We start from the raw sequence: 20,574 nt of genomic DNA, 5'->3' as shown, positions 1-20,574 counted from the left end.
CGCAGACTGAGGAAATCGCGATGAAAGTCAAGCTCGACAAAGACGACGATGCACTCTACTTCCGCCTCCAATCCGGCGCGATCATTGAGTCCGAAGAAGTCCGGCCCGGCGTCATTCTGGACTTCGACGAGAACGATCGCGTTATCGGCGTCGAGTTCTTACGGGTTTCCGAGCGCGCCAGCAGCGAAGACCTCACGGTGTTGCAATTCGAGCATGACTGAGGTGGGATTTTCGCCGTTTCCCCGGTAAGGCCCGGCTTCGCATTCATCGTTCCAGCCACCACGGTCCGGTCCGCTGTGCGGACCGCTTGCGTTTGGCGTGCGACGTGGCGGCTAGAGCGCCGTGGGGTCCGCTGTGCGGACCGCTTTGCGTGTGGCATGCGACCTGGCCGGCACAATGATCAAAGCCATCGCATCAGCCGGTCAGCCGAAAACCCTGCGCGACGCACCGAGCCCCGTGGGAGCGGCTTTAGCCGCGACCGAGCCGCGCAGCTTGCGTTGGCGATTCTGAACCACGGCAGCCAACACGCTCACGCCATCGGGGCTGGAAGCCCCTCCCACAGCGCGGCAGCCGAGCCGCGCGCGCGGCCCGTGGGAGCGGCTTTAGCCGCGATCGCCGCGAACCAGCGGCGCAACTCTTGCCGGTGGTGCGTTGTACCTCGCGGTTTACGCGCTCGCGCAGTCGGGGCTGAAGCCCCTCCCACAGCGCCTGCGCCGGGCCGCGCGCGTGGCCCGTGGGAGCGGCTTTAGCCGCGATCGCCGCGAACCAGCGGCGCAACTCCTGTCGGAGGTGCGTTGTACCTCGCGGTTGACGCACTCACGCTGTGGGGGCTAGAGCCCCTCCCACAGCGCGGCAGTCGCGCCGCGCGCGGGGCCCGTGGGAGCGGCTTTAGCCGCGATCGAGCCGTGCAGCTTGCGGCGGCGGTGCGTCGTACCTCGTGGTTGACGCACTCACGCTGTCGGGGCTAAAGCCCCTCCCACAGCGCGGCAGTCGCGCCGCGCGCGGGGCCTCGTGGGAGCGGCTTTAGCCGCGATAGAGCAGTGCAGCTTGCGTTGTCGGTGCGTTTTAGCTCGCGGCGAACGCGCTCACTCTGTGGGGTCGTATAGCACGCCTGCGAAGTGTGGATGCAAGCAGTGCCGGCAGCCGGCGCCCGGTACGCGAAGCACTGGCCGCGGTAGATTTAATCGACTATCTTGGACAGAGGTACGAAGCCCGCAAGCTGCTCGATATGCTCTGATCAGCGTGGCAACCGACGCTCGATTGGGGCGCATTCGTCGGCCCGCAGCACTTAAGGCCGGAGCTATTGCGGGGTTAATTCTAACGCTTCAACGCTGGGTCGCGCATGATTAGCCGCCGGACGTTACGCACAATTGCCATGGAAACCCTCGCCGATGCCGAGGTGTTGCTTCGTCATCAAAGATGGAAAGGCGCGTACTATCTGTGCGGTTACGTCGTCGAGATCGCGTTGAAAGAGCGCATCTGTGAGACGCTGGACTGGTTGGAGTATCCTGAGACGAATAGGGAATTCGAGGCCTTGTCTTCATTTCGAACGCATGATCTAGACATGTTGCTTCGTCTCTCTGGAATTGAGCGCCAAGTTCGCGAACAGATGACCGGAACCTGGGCCGGGATACGGGATTGGAATCCGAAGTTACGCTACGGTGCTCCCGACGTGCAGTCAGAGGACAAAGCCCGAACCATGCTGACACGAACCAAGGTCTTCCTGGAGGCACTATGGATAAACAAACCCTAGAGCATTTCCAGCAATTGGAACAACAGCTTTCCAAGCAATATGGTCCGTTCAGGCTGTTCGGTCTTTTCCATTTCCCGGATAGACTGTGGAGCTGGGATCTGTTGGTATCCGCGCCTTGGCTCGCTGAGCGACCAGCCGACGCGTACGAAATCTTGGCGGATGCGCTGAGCAATGGCGCGGGCGGCTATCTCGCGGACCTCATTGGCGGGCCGCGGGTACTCGACGAGGGTGATCCCATGCTTGATCACCTCCTCGACAGGCTAAGCCTGGAACATGATCTGCATGTGATGCACGATATGGAGTTGTTACAGTATGAAGCTGATCAAGCTTACGTGATTACCTGCCAGCGCCTACACGTCGAAGCTGCCGCGTGAGGGCACTCGGATGATGGCGCCGATCATAAGTCGGCTAGATCATTCCGTGCCCAATCGTCATGTGCGGACCACTTGCGTGTGGCGTGGGACGTGTCCGGCACAATGATCAAGGCTTTCGCATCAGCCGGTCAGCCGAAAACCCTGCGCGACGCACCTAGCCCCGTGGGAGCGGCTTTAGCCGCGACCGAGCCGCGCAGGCCGCGGTCCGCTCGTGACACCGCTCCTGCGGTGTCACGGCCTCTTGGCGCTCTGCGCCGCTCCACAGAGGCAACTTTTGGTGTCCGCCTCAAGCTCGGTGGGCGCAGAGCGCCGCAGACCGCGTGACACCGCGGGAGCGGTGTCACGAGGGGTGTTGACGCCGCGGGCGGTGTGACGGGCACGCTATCGAGGGTACGGTAGGAGCGAATCGGGAAATCGCCTAAGTCCGCCTCCAATCCGGCGTGATCATCGAGCCAGAAGAAGTCCGGCCCGGCGTCATTCTGGACTTCGACGAGAACGATTGCGTCATCGGCGTGCACCGAGCCCCGTGGGAGCGGCTTTACCATGAAAGTCGCGCGTAGCGCGCTCCTTAATCTCCCTCTCCCTCTGGGAGAGGGCCGGGGTGAGGGAAACGGCCATGGCGAGCAGCGCCTTTCATCTTGCGGGGTGGCGCTGGTCGCCATGGCCGTTAGCCGCGACCGAGCCGCGCAGCTTGCGTTGGCGATTCTGAACCACGGCAGCCAACACGCTCACGCCATCGGGGCTGGAAGCCCCTCCCACAGCGCCGCAGCAGTCACCAGAACTTACCGGCCGCGATAATCAGCGCACCGACCGACGTAATGAAGCCAATCAGCCACAGAAAATGCCGGTCGTGGCGCCGGATCATCTCGTCGAACCGGCTGTCCACCTGCTCGAAGCGCTTGTCGACCCGCTCAAAGCCCTGCTGCATCAGCTCGCGCTGGTGCTTCAGCTCTTCCTCCACACGCACCATCCGCTCGCGCAGCTCAGTCTCATAGACCGCGGCGGGCTTGCCCAAGCTCTGCTCGGTCAGCCACTCGGCCATGTGCGTCTTGATGAACGCGATGTCTTCCTGCGAAAGGGCCACGGCAGCTCCGGATCGTTGCGTCCTCGGCAGTATAGCAACTGCGTTACGTGTTGCAAAAAGGCGTGCCGCGCACAGCCCGTGGGAGCGGCTTTAGCCGCGATGGGGCCGCGCTGGAGCTACACAAGCCTTGCGTTGTCGACGCGTCGCAAGTCACGGGCGCCGGGCTCACGCTGTCGCGGCTAAAGCCGCTCCCACAGCGCTGGCGTCGGGCCGCGCGCGTGGCCCGTGGGAGCGGCTTTAGCCGCGACCGAGCCGGGCCGTATCGTCTGCGGTCACCAGAACTTACCGGCCGCGATAATCAGCGCACCGACCGACGTAATGAAGCCAATCAGCCACAGAAAATGGCGGTCGTGGCGCCGGATCATCTCGTCGAACCGGCTGTCGACCTGCTCGAAGCGCCTGTCGATCTGCTCCAAGCGCTTGTCAATCTGCTCGAAGCGCTTGTCGACCTGATCGAAGCGCTTGTCGATCTGCTCCAAGCGGCGCTCGACCTGCGCAAAGCCCTCCCGCATCAGCTCGCGCTGGTGCTTCAGCTCTTCCTCCACACGCACCATCCGCTCGCGCAGCTCGATCTCATAGACCGCGGCGGGCTTGCCCAAGCTCTGCTCGGTCAGCCACTCGGCCATGTGCGTCTTGATGAACGCGATGTCTTCCTGCGTAAGGGCCACGGCAGCTCCGGGTGGGTTGCTTCCTCGGCAGTATAGCAACTGCGTTACGTGTTGAAAAAAGGCGTGCCGGGCACGGCCCGTGGGAGCGGCTTTAGCCGCGATCCGGCCGTGATGGCGCTACACAAGCTTGCGTTGTCGACGCGTCGCAAGCCACGGGCGCCGGGCTCACGCTGTCGCGGCTAAAGCCGCTCCCACAGCGCCGGCGCCGGGCCGCGTGCGTGGCCCGTGGGAGCGGCTTTAGCCGCGATCCGGCCGTGATGGCGCTACACAAGCTTGCGTTGTCGAAGCGTCGCAAGTCACGGGCGCCGGGCTCACGCTGTCGCGGCTAAAGCCGCTCCCACAGCGCTGGCGCCGGGCCGCGCGCGTGGCCCGTGGGAGCGGCTTTAGCCGCGATGCGGCCGCGCTGGCGCTGCACAAGCTTGTGTTGTTGACGCGTCGCAAGTTGCGGGCGCCGGGCTCACGCTGTCGCGGCTAAAGCCGCTCCCACAGCGCTGGCGTTGGGCCGGGCACGGTCCGTGGGAGCGGCTTTAGCCGCGATCCGGCCGCGCTGGCGCTACACAAGCTTGCGTTGTCGAAGCATCGCAAGTCACGGGCGCCGGGCGCACGCTGTCGCGGCTAGAGCCGCTCCCGCAGCGCCGGCGCCGGGCCGGGCGCGTGGCCCGTGGGAGCGGCTTTAGCCGCGACCCAGCCGGAACCCAGCCACGCAGCTCGCGTCGACGGCTCTTCTGAACCTCGTCGGCCAACGCCCTCAAGCCCTCGGGGCTGGAAGCCCCTCCCACACGGCGCGCCCAACCCCATCGGCGCACCCCAGCGGAAATCCCGCAACCGGCATCACAGTTTCAGCCACGGCCAGAACAATACGCCCGGCGCTGTGACAGCGTTCGCAGCGGTGACTCCTGTTTCCCGCGACCCTAAGAACATCCCCTACACTGGGACACTCTGAAAGGACCAGACCGCTAGACGGGAGAAACCAGATGAACGCGCAGCGCAAACCGATCGCCCAGACACTTCTGGGATTATTCTCCTTCATGTTGTGCACCGGAGTCGCCCTCGCCGGCGACACCGCAGCAGCAGACGCGGCGGCAGACAGAGCTGCCCGGCTAGAGGCCCTGCACGACGCCGTCGAGCAGACCGGTAACGTCCGCGTCATCGTCCAATTGGCCGGTGACGACGCCCTGGCGCCGCTGGAGCGCGCCCTCGCGGCCCGCGACCGCGCGCGCCGTGGCCAGCCCGCGAGCAGAAGCAGCGTATTGGCCGCCCGACGCAGCGCCGTCGCGCGGGCGCAGGACGCCTTCATGCTGCGCCACAACCTCGGGCAGAATCTAGCGGAGCGCTTCACCTACTTCCCGTTCGTCACCATCGACGCCGACGCCGCCATGCTCGACGAGCTGGCGGCATCCCCCGCGGTGGCGGACATCGCCATCGACGACTTCAACGAGACCACCTTGGCCTCGACCCTGCCGGTGATCGGCGCAAACATCGCCCATCAGCTCGGCTGGGACGGCGCGGGCTACGACATCGCCATCATCGACACCGGCGTGGACACGGATCATCCCATGCTCGCCGGCCGCGTGGCAGCAGACACCGCCGCGTGTTTCTCCGACCCCTACTACGCCAACGACCATTCCCTGTGCCCGACCGGGCTGCCCAAGTGCACCACGGCGAACGGCGCGCAGATCTCGGACTCCGCCTGCGGCGTCGGTGCCGCCGAGCCCTGTGGCTCCAAGTGCGCGCACGGCACGCATGTCGCGGGCATCGCCGCCGGCAACGGCGCCGAGATCGGCGTCGCCCCCGGTGCCAACATCATCCCCATCAACGTCTTCATCGGCGTGGACTACAGCAACCCGCGCGACGGCATTTACGACGCGGTCGGCGCCTACGACTCCGACATCATCCGCGGCCTGGAGCACGTGCTCAAGCTGTCCACGACCCGCGACATCGCCGCCGTCAACATGAGCCTCGGCGGCGGCATGTACACCACAACCGCCCAATGCGACAGCGCGAAGGGGTCCATCAAGCTCGTCGTCGACGACCTGCGCGCCGTCGGCATCGCCACCGTCGTCGCCGCCGGCAACAACGGCAGCTCCACCGGCATGAGCGCCCCGGGCTGCATCTCCACGGTCATCAGCGTCGGCTCCACGAACGACAACGACCAGATCTCCAGCTTCTCCAACGAGACGCCCGCCATGACCCTGCACGCACCGGGCGCGAGCGTCCGCTCCGCGATGCCCGGCGGCGGCCTGGGCTGGATGAGCGGGACCTCGATGGCCGCGCCGCATGTGGCCGGTGCCGTGGCGCTGCTCCGCGAGAAGGCCGATGCACTCGGCATTCAGGTCGGCGTAGAGAGCATTATTGCTGCGCTGCAGCGCACCGGTATGCCGGTGACAGGCGCAGACCACGACGTCGGTCGGATCATGGTTGACGCGGCTCTTCGGTCCTTGGAACCGGAGGCTCCCATTCGGGTGCTCGTAGACACCGACGTGCCGTCGTTGGGGGGAGCCTCAAACCTGCCGACCGCGACGAGCTGCGAGGCCGCAAGTTCGTCAGTTTCGGTGGTCAGTGGATCATTCGCGCTGATCTCCGACACATCTGCGTACGGGGGACGGGCACATTCCGCAATGGCGGTCGGCGGTGATAAGCGAGTCTGCTTCAAGCCCGTATTCCCGCGCCCAGGTTTCTATGACGTCTACGCGTACTCGCCTGTGGCAACGAGTGTCGAGGTCAGCATGCACAGCGGCAGCGGCACGGCGACGGATTTCCAATTCGTTGCCGCAGACTCATGGCAATGGATCGGAACGCACGTCTTCGACGCCGGACAGTCCGGCTACGTTGCGATCGGTGACAATGCCGGGGGAGCCGTGATCGTCGATGCGCTCCGCTTCGATTACATGGGTCCTGCGCAGGTTGAGGCGACGACCTTGGGCCTGCCGTCAGGAAATGTGGGGAGGCCCTACTTCGCGCAGCTCGCGTCGATTGGGGGGCAGCCTCCGTGCGGCTGGGAGATTACGCAAGGCGCGCTTCCCGATGGGCTGTTGCTCGACGGTGCGACCGGGGTCATTGCGGGCGAGCCGACGGCCGAGGGCGAGTTCCCCCTTACCGCGGAAATCACCTGTGCAACAGGGCTCGCCGACACGACAGTTCCCTTGCTCATCTCGGTCGGTGCGTACACCCCTATCATGCTGGACGCCGATTTCGCGAGCGGGTCTCTCGTGGGTTGGACCGTCGTAGACCAAGGTATCGAGTTTGGCCCGTCGCGATGGGCGGTCGAGTCCGGGGTCGTGACGCAGCGCAGCACCATCCGCACGCAAGGCCAGTTCCCGGTCAACCCGGGCACCTTCCTGCGCTATGACGGCGGTTATGGCTGGGGCGATTATCGGCTCTCGGCGCGCATCCGCTCGGATCACAGCAATCCGCTGGGTCTGCTGTTCCGGCTGCAGAATGACGACAACTATTACCAGTTCATGTGGGCCGGATCGGCGGCGTTGCAGCGGATCACGAAGGTGGTGAACGGCGTCGGCACGGTGCTGGCGCAGCGCAATAATGTGGCCTATGAGGCGGGGCGCTGGTACGACATCGAGATCCGCGTACAGGGTGAGCAAATCGATGTCTTCGTGGACGACGTGAACGTGCTCAGTGCAACCGACGGGGCGCTCGATGGTGGCACGGTGGCGCTGTACTCCTTCTCCAACAACCCGGGCTTCTACGACGACGTGCAGGTGGAGCTGCTCGGCGGCGGCGAGTACCAAGCGCCGGTGATCAGCAGTGTGACCGCGACGCCGGCCGAGCTCTCGAACGGAGAGACAAGCCAGCTCGCCGTGGTGCTGGCGACGGTCCCCTCGCTGGCGTCGAGTGATCAGTTGAGTTTTCAATGGTCGGTCGGTGCCGGCGACGGCAGTCTCAGCGATGCAAGCTCGCCGACCCCCGTCTACACGGCCCCCGCGGTGAGCAGCACGCGCACGGTGACGCTCGCCGTGACGGTATCGGACGGCACAAGCAACGTAGTCGGGAGCGTCGACCTGATCGTCAGTCCGGCGGCAACGCTGACAGACGACTTCAACGACGGGAGCTTCGACGGCTGGACCGTCGTAGACCAAGGTATCGAGTATGGCCCGTCGCAATGGGCGGTTGAGTCCGGGGTCGTGACGCAGCGCAGCACCATCCGCACGCAAGGCCAGTTCCCGGTCAACCCGGGCACCTTCCTGCGCTATGACGGCGGTTATGGCTGGGGCGATTATCGGCTCTCGGCGCGCATCCGCTCGGATCACAGCAATCCGCTGGGTCTGCTGTTCCGGCTGCAGAATGACGACAACTATTACCAGTTCATGTGGGCCGGATCGGCGGCGTTGCAGCGGATCACGAAGGTGGTGAACGGCGTCGGCACGGTGCTGGCGCAGCGCGACAATGTGGCCTATGAGGCGGGGCGCTGGTACGACATCGAGATCCGCGTACAGGGTGAGCAAATCGATGTCTTCGTGGACGACGTGAACGTGCTCAGTGCAACCGACGGGGCGCTCGATGGTGGCACGGTGGCGCTGTACTCCTTCTCCAACAACCCGGGCTTCTACGACGACGTGCAGGTGAGTGGGCTCTGAGCAGAAGCCGAGCCCACCGCGACTTCCCGGGCGGCTGCAACGCCCGGGAGGCTTGCTGCCGGCGCCACGCGAACGTGCCGAATCGCCGCGCCTGTGTGCTCGGCCGTCCCTTCCGCCGGCCGCCGTCGCGAGGCGCGAACATGCATCGTCTCGCGGGACGCAGCAAAAGCGGGCAGCACTCGGCGTCGGCCGCCGGGGCTTCCGTCGGGCGTGAGGGGCGCGTAAGCTCGCTGGCTGGTTCCCTTCGCGTCTTGGCCCTGAAACGTGCATCAGTTCCCCGATATCGCCCCCATCGCGGCCCGACTGCGAGACTATCGGGCGCGTGGGCTATCCGTCTTCGCATCGTCGTCGTTTCAATCCCAAAGCGTCCCTCTGCTGCACATCCTGAGCGGGATCGCTCCGCGCATACCCGTGTACTTCATGGATACGGGCTATCTGTTCCCGGAGACGCTCGCGTTCCGCGATCATCTTGCCGATCTGTTCGGGCTTGACGTTGTCACCGTGCGTCCCGCCACGCCGAAGATCCGTCAGCTTGGCGCGGACGGCCATCTGTTGTTCGCCAGCGATCCGGATAGCTGTTGCCATCTCAACAAGGTGCTGCCAATGGAGCCGATAGTGGCCCGCCATGATGTCTGGGTCAGCGGCATCCGCGCGGATCAGACCGCGGTCCGCAAGGCGATGCTGGCGGAGCAGCAAGGCCCGTATGGCGTGCTGCGCTATCACCCTCTATTGCATTGGACCGCCGCGGACATCGAGGCTTACAGCGGCTTGCACGCCCTGCCGAGCCACCCGCTGGATGCCTCCGGTTATCGCAGCATCGGCTGTGAACCATGCACGCGGCGCCCGCAAGACCGCGACCATGCCCGCGGAGGTCGCTGGCAAGGCTTGGAGAAGAAAGAATGCGGGCTGCATACAGACTTGGCGGCAGCGCCGCCGGGCGCCGGGTTGGGCGCCAAGTTCAAGCGTCTCGCGGCGATCGCAGGAGATTCAGCATGCGAGTCATGATCACCGGCGGCGCCGGTTACGTCGGGCTTGATTTCGTGCGGCGGCTGTCCGCCCAGCCGGAAATCGAAGAGATCCTGGTCTACGACAACCTCAGTCGAGGCAACCACAACATCCTGCTGTTCCCGGGCCCGGCGAATGCAGTTCCGATCCGCCTCATTCGCGGCGATATACTCGATCTGCGGCGGCTGCGCATGGCCCTGGCCGGCGTCGACGTCGTGTGCCATTTGGCCGCGCGCGTCACCACGCCATACTCGGACGAGGGCGTGCACATCTTCGAGCAGGTCAACCATTGGGGCACAGCGGAACTGGTGGCCGCGCTGGAAGATACGGGGGTCGGGCATCTGATCTTTCTCAGCAGTGCGGCCGTCTACGGCTATGCGGATGCGCCGGTTACCGAGCACACTCCACCGAACCCGAAGTCCTACTACGGGGCGAGCAAGCTGCGCGCGGAAGGGCAGTGCCGCAGGCTGATGGAACGCATGGCGGTCTCCATCCTGCGTTGCGGCAACGTTTATGGCTTTGGCGCCGCGATGCGATTCGATGCAGTGATCAATCGCATGCTGGTTGCCGCGCACCTAGGCGAGCCCTTGACCATCGAAGGCGATGGTGATCAGGTGCGTGCCTTTATCCACATAGGAACCCTAATCGAGACCCTAAGCCGATTAGTCCTGACTCCCACCCCGGGTGTTTACAATCTTGCGGAGGTCAACGCGAGCATTGGCCAGGTCGAGACGGAGATCCGAAAGCTTTACCCGCACTGTCAAACGCTCCGCCTGAATCAGCACATTGAGCCTCGCCACCTTTCCATTGCCCTTGGCAGCACACTGAACAACCGGCTGAACCTGCCGACAACCGATCTTGCGGCAGGGCTAGGCGATATCAGCGCACGCCTCGCACTGACTGCGCGCTAAAGCGGACAAGTGGCGCAGCTCCCGCGGATACCGGTTACTTGGTGCCGTCGCCACCGGGCTTGCGGACCACGACGATGTAGAGCCACGTAAAGGACTCATCGCGCAGTATCCCTGATCTAGTCGTGCGCAGAGGCCGGTGCCGGCACGCACCAGCAAGTCCACGATCGGACGTACAAGGCCTCGCCGAAAGCGTTGCAGATAATATCCCGTCTCGGCGCTGAAGGTTGTAAGGAAACCGGATAGGGCGGTGATTTCCTTGATATCGAAACCGACTTTCCCGAACAGATGCTCCAGACCGAAGCGCGTATAGCGGAAAAAGTCGCGCGGAGCCTCGTGCACGTGCCAGAACAGCGGTACCGTGTACATCGCCACACCGCCGGGCTTCAGCACACGATAGGCCTCCGCCAAGGCGTCCGCGGGTTCTTCCAGATGTTCCAGCACGGCCGTGCATAAGATGCAGTCGAAGCTGTCGTCAGGCACCGGTATGTCATAGGCCGTCCCGAACAGATCAACGTCGGTCTGCTCGTGCTGCGAATCCTTGTGATCGAGGCCCACGTACTCGCTCACCAGGTCGCCGAGCAGCAGCGCCTTGCTCTTGTTGCCGCAGCCGATGTCAAGCAGACGACCGGAGAAGAGTTGTTCGCCGTGCGCCCGCAGTGCGCGCGCGCTGATCTTGCGTGCCTGCCAGGCTGGGTGAGAACGCGGGAAAAGATCAAGGTAGCTTCGATAGCTTCGATTGACAGGCGAAGTCGGTGACCTGGCAAACATTCGGAACCTCACGTGCATGCTGCTGAACCTAGGACTCATCCTTCACGCCACTGTGGTGAGAACGATGGGCAAGCTTAAAGGCGCGAGCTGAAACGAGAGTGATACGTACCCAAGGCGTAGGAGCGCGGGGCCAGTCACATCTTGCGGCTAGATCACTGTTTGGCGATGCGTCGAATCAACGCGCGTACGCGATGACCAAGCTTGGTCAGCAATGCGTGGCTGCGGGAGCGCCATGACGGTAACAGACCACCGAGTCCCTGTTCCCCGAGCCATTCCCTGGTTGCTTCTAAGGCGGCCCTGTTGGTGCATAGCGGCCAGCGGGATTCAACGCGGCGAAAAGCGGAAACGGCTGCGTCCGTATTTCCCTTGTGTAAACTCAGACGCACGACGGTCAAAGACACGATCAATGCCCCTTCGGCATCCCCCAACGCGGCGAGACGGGAACTTGCTTGAGCGATAAGCGTCTCGGCCTCGGCAAGCGTAACCTGATCAAAAAGCGGAATTCTTGCCACGTCGTCTGCATTGATGGGCTGGGCGAGACGGAAACTCACGGTGTTGCTCGACAACAGATGGACGATCTCGATCTTTTCGCCGATGATCTCCAATATCGCCGGGATCCAATAGGCCGCCCAGTCCTTGTAATCCTGCATCACGAGCAACGTTGTGCCGGGCAACAGGCTGCGAGCGAATTCGGCCAATACGTATCGAAAACCATCCCATGACTTGGCGCCATCAATAAAGAGTATCTCGACGGGCAATTCGCGCGTCCAGCTTATTAATGGCAGGGTCGGGTGTGTATCCCGATTGGTCTTGGCCCAGTGATCCTGGTGATTGACGTCGTCCGGGATCGATACCCGATGGACCGATAGTAGCTCCGCGTAATCCTGCAGATTCGCCCGGAAATACGCCTCAAACGAAGCGCCGTTCTCAAGCGTGATGGGTGCGCGCTGAGCCATGAACGGCCGCCAGATGAAGTTGTCAAAACAGTGGAGGCGATGGTTGCCGCGATGGCGATTGGCAGCCATGCCTGTGGCGAGGCAGTAACTGCTGCCGCCTAGCCATGGGCCAAGCTCCACGATTGCGCCTGCTCCCGTCCAGTAGCACGAGCCGAGCCAGTTGAGGTACTGCTGCTCTTCCTCCGAAATCATCGTGGGAATGCCGTGGGCGACGCGGAGCTCGGGTCGGCTCCAGGCTGGTGGCGCGCGACGGTGGGTGGCGTTTCTCGGCAACATGCTGAATGGTTACTCGGAAGTCGAAAGTGAAAGCAAGCACTTGCCAGAGGTTGCGGCGTCCGCCGTGCACGGCCCGAAATCCCAGGGCGATGCTTCCGGCCTTGATGAACACTCAGTTGGCGAGTGTGCCGGTGCCAGGAATTGCTTTCCGCGCCCGCTCCTTGTGAGCGCGGATTCGCCTCAAGAGCGCAAACAAGGTTCGCCCCTCGATGATGGATATGAGCAGCACGTACGCGATGAGGCCGAGGGCCACGCTTGCACCAAGTTGAGCTGCGGGTATCCAGGAGTCTGACTGCGTTGCTTGTAAGTGCTGGACAGCCCACGCCATGATCGCGCCTGCGGTTGCGGCGCGCAAAATGGCGTCGAAGTAGGGGCGCATAGGCAGTCGAATCAACCGCCATCGTATCCAGATACCGATGGGGAACATCACGAGCGCAATCGCCAGCGTGACCGCCCAAGCCGCGCCCACGGCACCGAACAGGATACCGATCGGAACGGCGACGGTGAACAACGTCAGTCGCAACACGTTCATGGCAAAACTGATGTCCGCGCGGCCGAGCGCAATCAGCAAGCTGCCGAAGGGGCTGCCGATGCTGTAGAACATGCCGAGCACGGCGAAAGCCCGCAGCAGCGGTGACGCGCCGTGCCATTGCGGACCGAGCAGCGCGAACAACTGGTCTGCCGTCACGAACAGGCCGAAGTAGACGGGCAGCATTACGATCGCGGTAATGCGAACAAGGTCGACAAATGCATTGCGCACGCGGGCCGGGTCGTTCTGTATCTCTGCAAATGCCGGAAACGCAACGCGCGTGACCACGGCGTTGAACAGCGCGTAGGGTACGGACATGAGGCGATAGGCGACGTTGTAAATGCCAAGCGCATGGCTGCCGAGCAAACCCCCAACGAGGATCTTGTCTAAGTTCGTCGTGAGCAGGCCCAGGAGCTGTTCGGCCCACTGGAATGCACCGAATCGCCAATAGCCGCGGAGATCTCGCAGGCGGAAATGCAGGCGCGGTGGCCAGCGCCGCCAACCGATGCGGACGAGCCAAACCGTGCGCAAGACGTTGCCGGCGAGCGCAGCAAATACCAGCGCATAGACGCCGGCACCGGCCAAGGCCGCAACAACCGCCAGCAGCAAGCCCAAGCCGGCCGTGGCGATCTCGATGCGCGCCAGGGTTGAGAAGTCCATTTCCTTTTGCAGCAGAACCGCGAACTGCTGGCCGAACGGCGAGAACAGCAAGGCCAGCGCGGACCAGCGAAGAACCGGACCGAGCTTGGGCTCCCGGAACAGCTCTGCAATGATCCCGGCGCATGTAAGCACGGCCAGAAACAGCACCAACCCGAGTGCTGCGGTTAAGACGTAGAGCGTCGAAAGCCGGTCTGGGTCCGCCTCTTGCTTGTAGATCAGCGCGTTGCTGATGCCGGCGTTCGCGAGCGTTCCGCCGGCTTGCATCACGACCGCCGCGAGGGCGATCAGGCCAAAGTCGGTCGGATCCAGCAAGCGGGCCATGATCAGCAGCTGTGCGACTTGCAGCACGCCGAGGATTCCGGCCGACAGGCTGGTCCACTTCACGCCGACGGCGGCGCGCCGGAACAGGGTCACGGTCGCGGGGTGGGCTTGGCCGGCCCTCCGTCGGCCCTGCCATATGTGCGCTTGAAGACAACCGCGGCCGGGTCGCCCTTGGCAATTACGTCGCGGGGCACCCGTCCGCCGACACGCACAACGCTGTTCGGGCCGACCCAGCTATCCCGTCCGACGTGCGCACCCGGCAGCACGATGACGTTGGAAGCGATGCCTGCGCCATTCTCCAGACGCACCATGCCGCGCAGGACGCATTGCTCCTCCGGCCGGGCGCCCTGCGAGTACTTGTAGATCCGGTTTGGGTCCGACCCCTTATGGTGATACGACTCGGACAGGACGACAGAACCGGGGCCGACACCGCACTTCTCGCCGATGCGCACGCCGCCATAGGCGAGCAGCAGTGCGGCAAAGGCGATGCGCGAATCGTTGCCGACCACGAGCTGGGGCTCTCCCGCAGCGGGCGATGGACCGACACACCGGATATCCCGGGGGTCGTCCCGGGCCCCGCTGCCCGCGTGGAGGATCGCATTTTCGCGGATCATTACATTATCGCCAAACGCCATCTGATCCAGCCCGGTCAATACGACACCGGGCAGGATCGTGAGATCCCGTCCGCACGACGCAAACCTAGGCGTGTAGTAGGCTCGGCGCAGCAGGACGCCGGCCTCTGCCGGCAGATGCGTGAGGACGAGTTGGAACATCGCGCCCGGCAGCAGCCGCAGCACCCGGAGCAAGACCCTAGGCTCCATCGGGGGCTCAGTCGCCGTTGATGCGGGCTACAATGAGATTGACGGTGTTGATGGCGTCGATCTCCGCGTCAGGAACAGAGACCCCGTAGCGCTCCTGAATGGCGAGGAAAATGGTTGCGACGTCCAGCGAATCGATGCCGAGGTCGGACAGGGTACGGTCATAATCTCCCGCGCCGACGTGGGCGGACGTGCCGCTGTCGTTGATCAATGCCGCAATATCGGCAGCCGTGACATTCATGCAGAGTTCTCCTTGGATTGAGGAACACGTTCGAGGAGGCAGGTGGCCCATGACAGACCGACGCCGAAGCCCGAGAGCAGAACTCGCTGCAGCCCGGGCCGGAACAGCAAAGGAGCCAGCAGCAATGGCAGGGATGAGGATACAGTGTTGCCTTGATCGGCTAGATTCGAAGGCACCCGTTCCGGCGGAAGGCCGACGCGCCGCGTCAGCGTGTCGACAATGTACTTGCTGCCCTGATGAAATAGGAATATGTCGACATCATCCGTGGCCAAGCCAGCACCCGTGAGCACCTGCTGAACCTGCTTGGGGACCTCTACGGCGGAAAAGTTGAAGACGGCGCGGCCGTTCATGCGCAGCGTGCCGGCGTCATTCACCAGGCAGGCCCCTTCACTGCCCCGGGTGGCAAAACGGAAGCCGTGCGGCACCCACATTTGCGGCGCGGTGCGCGCCTTGAGCAAGGTCACCGTTGCGGCATCGCCGAACAGCAGCGCCGTACTCTTGTCCGCGGGATCCAAGATCTTGGAATAGGGGTCCGCCGTAAAGAAGAGGCCGGTGCTGAGCCCGTTCGCGGCCATGAACGCCTGGCAAATGGACAAGCCATAAACGTACCCGGAACAGCCGAGCGCGATGTCGAAGCAGGCGCAGGTGTCCGGGGCGCCGATGCGGCCCTGGACGACGGCTGCGCTGTGCGGTATTCCGTGTCCGTCGGGGTTCTGAGTGCAGACGACGATGAGCTCGACGGATGCGGGCGGCAACGCAACTTGTTCCATGAGTCGGGAATATGCCGCGACGCACAAGTCGGCGGTGTCCTCAGTGGCACCCATGCGGGAAACGCGGACGACCCCAAGCTTGTCGCGGATGAACGCCTCATCGATACCGAAGCGTTCCCGCTTGTCGAGGTTTGATTCTCGTCCGGCGGGGACGTAGCTCGCGATTGTGGCAATGCCGATGGCCATTTTTGCCCCCTAGACGCGGGAAAAGAAGATATCACCCAGCACATCGTCACCGACGCGAATGGCCGAGCGAGTCAGGCGATTGTTGAGATTCTGGAGCAGTTGGATCTCGACGGGGTGGACGTCGTCGTCCCTGAAGATGCGCCTCAGAGATAAGCGCGAAAAGATCCAGCGCCTTTCCTGCGGCGGCAGGAGGTGGTTGTGAAGGGCCTTGGTCATTGCGACCGCGATCTCGATCGGGCTGAACGGCGGTGGGCTGTTCGTGCAAATCCGTTCGCCGTCCAGCGCACAACACGCGATGATGGCCTCTTCCGGATAGGGACGGCGGCAGTCGACCGCAGTTTCGGTTTCCTCAAGCCAACCGCGCAGCGGGGTTTCAGCACCTAGTTTAAAAGTCGCGATAACATTAGTCGGAGGACTCTTGTTTGCATCGATGACCAGGTTCAATTGATGCCTGGCAAATGCATGGATGCCGATTTGAAGCGGCAGGCTCGATATTTTCGGTCCGACAACCGGCCGCAAAGCGGCCGTCACTGCGGCATACATGTCGGTACCGTGCAAATAATCGCGCTCACCCTTGTAGCAGAGTTGGAGTGTTTGTTGCATGGATTCTACCTGCACTGGCCGGCACCTCAGAATTGGCCCACGATCCGGCGGGTCGCTGCAATCACGCGGTCCACGTCGCTCTCTTGTAGGTGGGGAGACAAGGGTAAGCTCACCGTTTGGCGACCGATCCGCATCGCGTGTGGATAATCCTCGGGCTGCCAGCCGAACGCGTCGCGATAGTACGGGTGCTCGGGAATGCTCGTATAGTGTACGCCGACACCGATCCGTGCGGCGGTCATGGCGTCGAGAAAACCATCTCGGCTGATGCCGCAGCGTTCCGCGTCGATGAGGATCGTATATAGATGACGTCCGTGCCGGGTGCCGTGGGCGGGCTTGGGCGGCAAGACAAGGGGCAGGTCGGCAAAGGCGGTGTTGTACGCGTTCCAGACAGCTTCGCGCCGTATGAGCCAGGCTTCGACGCGGGCAAGCTGATGGATGCCGATCGCCGCCTGAATGTCCATCATGTTGTACTTGAACCCGCACTCGGTGACCTGGTAGTGGCGGTAGCCGGCATCGCTGAAGCGCCGCCAAGCGTCTTTTGACATGCCGTGCAGCGCGAGAACCTTGATGCGCGCGATGTCCTTCTCCCGCTTCGCGATGACCATGCCGCCCTCGCCGGTGACCACGTTCTTGGTCACGTAGAACGAGAAGCAGCCGAAGTCGCCGAAGGTGCCTGCCTTGCGGCCCTTGTACTCGGTCTCGATGGCGTGGGCGCAGTCTTCGATGACTGTGAGCTGGTGACGGGCGGCGATGTCCATGATCGCGTCCATGTCGCAGGGCCGCCCGGCGAAGTGCACGGGCACGATGCCGCGGGTGCGCGATGTGATACGCCGCTCGATGTCCGCCGGGTCGATATTCATTGTAGCGGGGTCCACGTCGGCCAGCACCGGTGTCGCTCCGGCGTGGATGATGGCGTTGACGGTGGCGCAGAAGGTCTGGGCACTGGTGATGACCTCGTCCCCGGGGCCAAGGCCGGCGGCGAGCATGCTCAGATGCAGCGCGGCTGTGCACGAGTTGACCGCGGCGGTGTGCTCGACGCCCTTATAAGCGGCGAACGCGCGCTCGAAGCGCGCCACTTTGGGCCCGGTGCCGAGCCAGCCGGATCGCAGGGAGTCGACAACCTCGTCGACCTCCGCGGCTTCGATGAGCGGGGAGCCGAAGACGAGAAAGGGCCGGTCGGATTGTGAAGTTGCCATGGGTGGGACGCTGGGCGAGCAGTGTCGGAAGTATACCGGACCAAGCGGGAACCGGGCTGAATGCGGCATCCCGCGGGCACCGCTTTGCACCGGACTAGGCCGCCGATGGAGCCGTGCCTAAGGGTTAAGGAGACACTGGCGCGCCAAGCATGGCGCGCTGAGGTCTAGAGCCGAGCCCGAGCGCGGCAAGCAGTCCAGAATACGGCCGATCGGCGCGCAGCGCGAGTCTGTCGTCCCGATCGTACCCTGGGGTTTTCATCTGGGGTTCGCACAGACCTCTTCGTACAAAGCCCTGAGCTGCTTGGCGTTATCCTTGACGTCGAAGGCGGCTTCGACGTGGGTCCTGGCCGCATGTGCGAATCGATCATACTCGACCTGGTCCATGTCATAGAAGCGCCGGATATAGGCCGCGAGGGTGTCCACATCGCGCTCGGCGGACAAGAGGCCTGTCGTCCCGTGCACCACTTCTCCCGGGATGTCGCAGTGGCGCGTGGCGATCACGGGCATTCCGCTTGCCTGGGCGTCAAGCAGCACAATGGGTGCGCCGCCTTCGCAATCGCGATCTCGGCTGTAGGTGCTGGGGTGAATAAAGACGTGAAAGTCCGAAAACAACTCGTAGAGCGCCTCATAGGGTACGGCGGGCGCAAAGCTGACTCGATCCGAGATTCCGGCGCTTACCGACTCGCGTCGCAAAGACTCCATGATCTCGGCACCTTCGGCGTCGCGCGCTGAACCGACGAAAACGAGCTGCATGCCCGGGCACTCGCGACACGCCATCGCGAAGGCGCGCAGGGCGTAAATATGCCCCTTCTTCTCTACATAGGTGGCAACCTGCAACAATTTGAGCGCGGCGCGGTCCTTCTTCCGTCTGACGGGTACAATTCGCTCTGGCAGGATACCTAATGGACAGACCCGAACTTTCTTGGCGGGCGCACCAAGCGAGCACAACGCTTTCGCACCATGTTCGCCTTCGCAGAGGAACATGTCCGCTTGCTCGAATATGATGCGGTAGCGATCTCTCCAAGCGGGGTGGCTTTGCGGCACCTTTTCGTAGTCATACCCATAGAATGAAACGACGTGGCGAGCCCCGAGTGCTTGCGCGAATTGACGAAAGTTCCAACCCGCTGTGGCGAAGTGGCTGTGCAGGATGTCGACGTCGCCGATACGGGCTTTGAGCAAGCGAGGATATGCCAGGCGTCGGGCGAGGCGCACCCCCCGGTCGGCTAACGCAGCGAACCGTGAGGTGCTGTTCCATTCGCCTTCGCGCAAAGGAAACTCCACGTATGTAATGTTCGAGAAGAAGAAATTTGTCTTGAGGAAACGGGCGGCTGCGACGAAGAGCTCCGCAGCGGGGGTGTGGGTGATGATGTTGCCGGCCCAGTTCATCGTGGCCGGGAGGTAGTCGTTGAAGGCGTGTAGGATTCGCATGCGGTAGGGGCGGTGGCGGTGGTGCTGGAAATCGGTGCCGACGCAGGGGCGTGAGCGGCGGCGGACTCGCTGCGCAGCCTATGGCGTTCACTGTCCCGGCTTGCGTTTGCGGCTGATGCCGGGCGTTGGGTGCCCGCAAGGCCGGCTCACTCGGTCGTTTGGGCTCGCGACGGATCCCGGGAGGCGATAGCGGAGATCTCGGCCAGGACTCGCGGGTAGTTGAGGGCGGCGTTAAAGTGTTCTCTGATGAATTGTTTCGAGCGCGCTCGGAACTGCATCCGGTCGGCATTGGTCCGGAGACTGAGCAGCGCGTCGCCGATGACCTGGGCACAAGCGTCCGGCGCGATGAGTGCGCCGCTACCTGAGACAACGAGTGACGATACGCCGCCCACGTCCGGCGCGACGGCGGGCACGCCGTAGCCCATGGCCTCCATGATGGAGACGGGTACGCCCTCGGATTCGCTGGTATTGACGAAGACATCCACGGGGTGCTCCTCGTAGAGCTGCCGCACCGCTGCATTTGCTTGGTGGCCGAGGAACGCAAACTCAACATTGGCCAGCGGGCCAAGGCATCGGGCGGCGGCTGATCGCATTTCATCACAGAGGGGGCCGTCGCCGATGTGAGTCCAGTGTATCGACAATTGCGGGTGTGTTGCAGCTAGATGTGCTAGGGCCGCAATAATCCGGTCCATGCGCTTGACTGGTACGCAGAAGGATACGGAGAGGACATGCAGTTGGCCGGGCGGACTCACGTCGCAGGTTTGTCGCGGTATGGAAACACCGAGCGGCGCGATGGCGAGCTGTGCTGCGCTTGCGCCATAACGGCTTAGGAAGTAATTGCACGCCTCATTCGACAGCACGAAGATGCGGTCGAAGTATGCGAGAAACTGGCGTTTCAATGGCATGTAACGGCCACGAGCTCGCTCTTCGTACAGATCCACGCCGTGCGCGCGAGAAACGACTCGTCGGCACAAGCCGCGCTGCTTGGCCAGGCAACAGGCATAGGCCATGCTGTCGTTCCAGTAGCAGTAGGCGATGTCCACCGCCCCATTGCGCTTGCAGAATCTCGCGATCTGCGCCGCTCCCAGTAGCGTGTTTCGGGTCTCGAAAAGGGCGCTCAGTGCGCGTTGAACGCTAAACCGATTCGCCGAGACCAGGCTCTTGATCTCTCTGAAGAAAACCGCGGACAGCAGGGCTGGTACCAAGTAGGCGATGCGGATGGCCTTGCTTGGCTGGCGCAGGGCAAGGTCGAGTGTAATGCCTTGGGGGAGCGGGCGAGGCGTTCCTTCTGTGTTGCGCGGCAGAATATAGACGTCGCCGAAATCCGCGGTGGGCCAATACGGCGCCTCAGCTTCCAGGAATTGCTCTCCCGGCGGGTAGGGATAGGAGGCGGTAATGATGGCGATGCTTGGTTTGGCCATGGAGAATCGCCGGT

18 protein-coding genes and 1 pseudogene are annotated in these 20,574 nt (G+C 63.4%); 7 read left to right on the top strand and 12 right to left on the bottom strand.

The genetic code is table 11. The features are described from left to right. Positions 1-20 precede the first annotated feature (20 nt). The 4 genes and pseudogenes from ML01_RS22215 to ML01_RS31480 form a co-directional block, all read left to right on the top strand. The gene (locus ML01_RS22215) at positions 21-221 is read left to right on the top strand and encodes a DUF2283 domain-containing protein (protein WP_058557585.1); all 201 of its coding nucleotides are present in this window, start codon (positions 21-23) and stop codon (positions 219-221) included. A 1,154-nt stretch (positions 222-1,375) separates the two neighbouring features. Then, positions 1,376-1,753 carry a hypothetical protein gene (locus ML01_RS29200; RefSeq protein WP_156427915.1) on the top strand — a complete coding sequence of 126 codons (378 nt, stop codon included), beginning with the start codon at positions 1,376-1,378 and terminating at the stop codon, positions 1,751-1,753. Further along, on the top strand, positions 1,735-2,127 hold the full coding sequence (locus ML01_RS22210) for a hypothetical protein (RefSeq protein ID WP_058557584.1): 393 nt from the start codon (positions 1,735-1,737) through the stop codon (positions 2,125-2,127). The genes ML01_RS29200 and ML01_RS22210 overlap by 19 nt, the downstream gene beginning before the upstream one ends. Before the next feature lie 437 nt (positions 2,128-2,564). Next, positions 2,565-2,687 (top strand): annotated as a pseudogene (locus ML01_RS31480) (hypothetical protein); the annotation flags it as partial. Positions 2,688-2,899: 212 nt separating this feature from the next. Here the strand turns inward: ML01_RS31480 and ML01_RS22205 are convergent. Next, positions 2,900-3,211: a hypothetical protein gene (locus ML01_RS22205; protein ID WP_058557583.1), complete on the bottom strand. Its 312-nt coding sequence runs from the start codon at positions 3,209-3,211 to the stop codon at positions 2,900-2,902. Between the two features lie 272 nt (positions 3,212-3,483). Continuing rightward, the gene (locus ML01_RS22200; protein WP_058557582.1) at positions 3,484-3,879 is read right to left on the bottom strand and encodes a hypothetical protein; all 396 of its coding nucleotides are present in this window, start codon (positions 3,877-3,879) and stop codon (positions 3,484-3,486) included. Positions 3,880-4,853: 974 nt separating this feature from the next. Here ML01_RS22200 and ML01_RS22195 point away from each other — a divergent pair. The 3 genes from ML01_RS22195 (at position 4,854) to ML01_RS22185 (ending at position 10,387) form a co-directional block, all read left to right on the top strand. Continuing rightward, a complete protein-coding gene (locus ML01_RS22195; RefSeq protein ID WP_058557581.1) occupies positions 4,854-8,471 on the top strand; it encodes a S8 family serine peptidase in 3,618 nt (1,205 codons plus the stop codon). A gap of 264 nt (positions 8,472-8,735) precedes the next feature. Beyond that, complete coding sequence (locus ML01_RS22190) at positions 8,736-9,476, top strand: phosphoadenylyl-sulfate reductase (RefSeq protein WP_082674552.1); 741 nt, start codon at positions 8,736-8,738, stop codon at positions 9,474-9,476. Next, positions 9,464-10,387 carry an NAD(P)-dependent oxidoreductase gene (locus ML01_RS22185; protein ID WP_162268082.1) on the top strand — a complete coding sequence of 308 codons (924 nt, stop codon included), beginning with the start codon at positions 9,464-9,466 and terminating at the stop codon, positions 10,385-10,387. Before ML01_RS22190 ends, ML01_RS22185 begins: the two co-directional genes overlap by 13 nt. On the opposite strand, the gene ML01_RS22180 is transcribed toward ML01_RS22185, so the two are convergent. From ML01_RS22180 to ML01_RS22135, 10 genes are all read right to left on the bottom strand, one after another. Continuing rightward, the gene (locus ML01_RS22180; protein WP_058557579.1) at positions 10,346-11,173 is read right to left on the bottom strand and encodes a class I SAM-dependent methyltransferase; all 828 of its coding nucleotides are present in this window, start codon (positions 11,171-11,173) and stop codon (positions 10,346-10,348) included. The genes ML01_RS22185 and ML01_RS22180 overlap by 42 nt on opposite strands. Positions 11,174-11,307: 134 nt before the next feature. Then, positions 11,308-12,303 (bottom strand): class I SAM-dependent methyltransferase, encoded by a 996-nt coding sequence (locus ML01_RS22175; RefSeq protein ID WP_058557578.1) that lies wholly within the window; start codon positions 12,301-12,303, stop codon positions 11,308-11,310. 196 nt (positions 12,304-12,499) lie between these two features. Then, a complete protein-coding gene (locus tag ML01_RS22170) occupies positions 12,500-13,990 on the bottom strand; it encodes an MOP flippase family protein (RefSeq protein WP_058557577.1) in 1,491 nt (496 codons plus the stop codon). Further along, positions 13,987-14,703, bottom strand: coding sequence for a hypothetical protein (locus ML01_RS29190; protein WP_162268081.1), 717 nt, complete (start codon positions 14,701-14,703; stop codon positions 13,987-13,989). Before ML01_RS29190 ends, ML01_RS22170 begins: the two co-directional genes overlap by 4 nt. 22 nt (positions 14,704-14,725) lie before the next feature. Then, positions 14,726-14,956, bottom strand: a complete 231-nt coding sequence (locus tag ML01_RS22160) for an acyl carrier protein (RefSeq protein WP_058557575.1) — start codon at positions 14,954-14,956, stop codon at positions 14,726-14,728. Further along, positions 14,953-15,912, bottom strand: a complete 960-nt coding sequence (locus ML01_RS22155) for a 3-oxoacyl-ACP synthase III family protein (protein ID WP_058557574.1) — start codon at positions 15,910-15,912, stop codon at positions 14,953-14,955. Before ML01_RS22155 ends, ML01_RS22160 begins: the two co-directional genes overlap by 4 nt. Before the next feature lie 9 nt (positions 15,913-15,921). After that, entirely contained in the window at positions 15,922-16,515 is a 594-nt protein-coding gene (locus ML01_RS29185) for a hypothetical protein (protein WP_156427913.1), read from the bottom strand. 26 nt (positions 16,516-16,541) lie between these two features. Continuing rightward, a complete protein-coding gene (locus ML01_RS22145; protein ID WP_254045357.1) occupies positions 16,542-17,780 on the bottom strand; it encodes a DegT/DnrJ/EryC1/StrS aminotransferase family protein in 1,239 nt (412 codons plus the stop codon). A 186-nt stretch (positions 17,781-17,966) separates the two neighbouring features. Next, positions 17,967-19,139 carry a glycosyltransferase family 4 protein gene (locus tag ML01_RS22140; RefSeq protein WP_058557571.1) on the bottom strand — a complete coding sequence of 391 codons (1,173 nt, stop codon included), beginning with the start codon at positions 19,137-19,139 and terminating at the stop codon, positions 17,967-17,969. A 146-nt stretch (positions 19,140-19,285) separates the two neighbouring features. Next, on the bottom strand, positions 19,286-20,560 hold the full coding sequence (locus ML01_RS22135) for a glycosyltransferase (protein ID WP_058557570.1): 1,275 nt from the start codon (positions 20,558-20,560) through the stop codon (positions 19,286-19,288). Positions 20,561-20,574: the final 14 nt, after the last annotated feature.

This window comes from Thiohalocapsa sp. ML1 (assembly GCF_001469165.1).
Classification (GTDB): domain Bacteria; phylum Pseudomonadota; class Gammaproteobacteria; order Chromatiales; family Chromatiaceae; genus Thiohalocapsa.
Note: the sequence above shows the minus strand (reverse complement) of the source record. Positions and strands in the feature narration are given on the sequence as shown.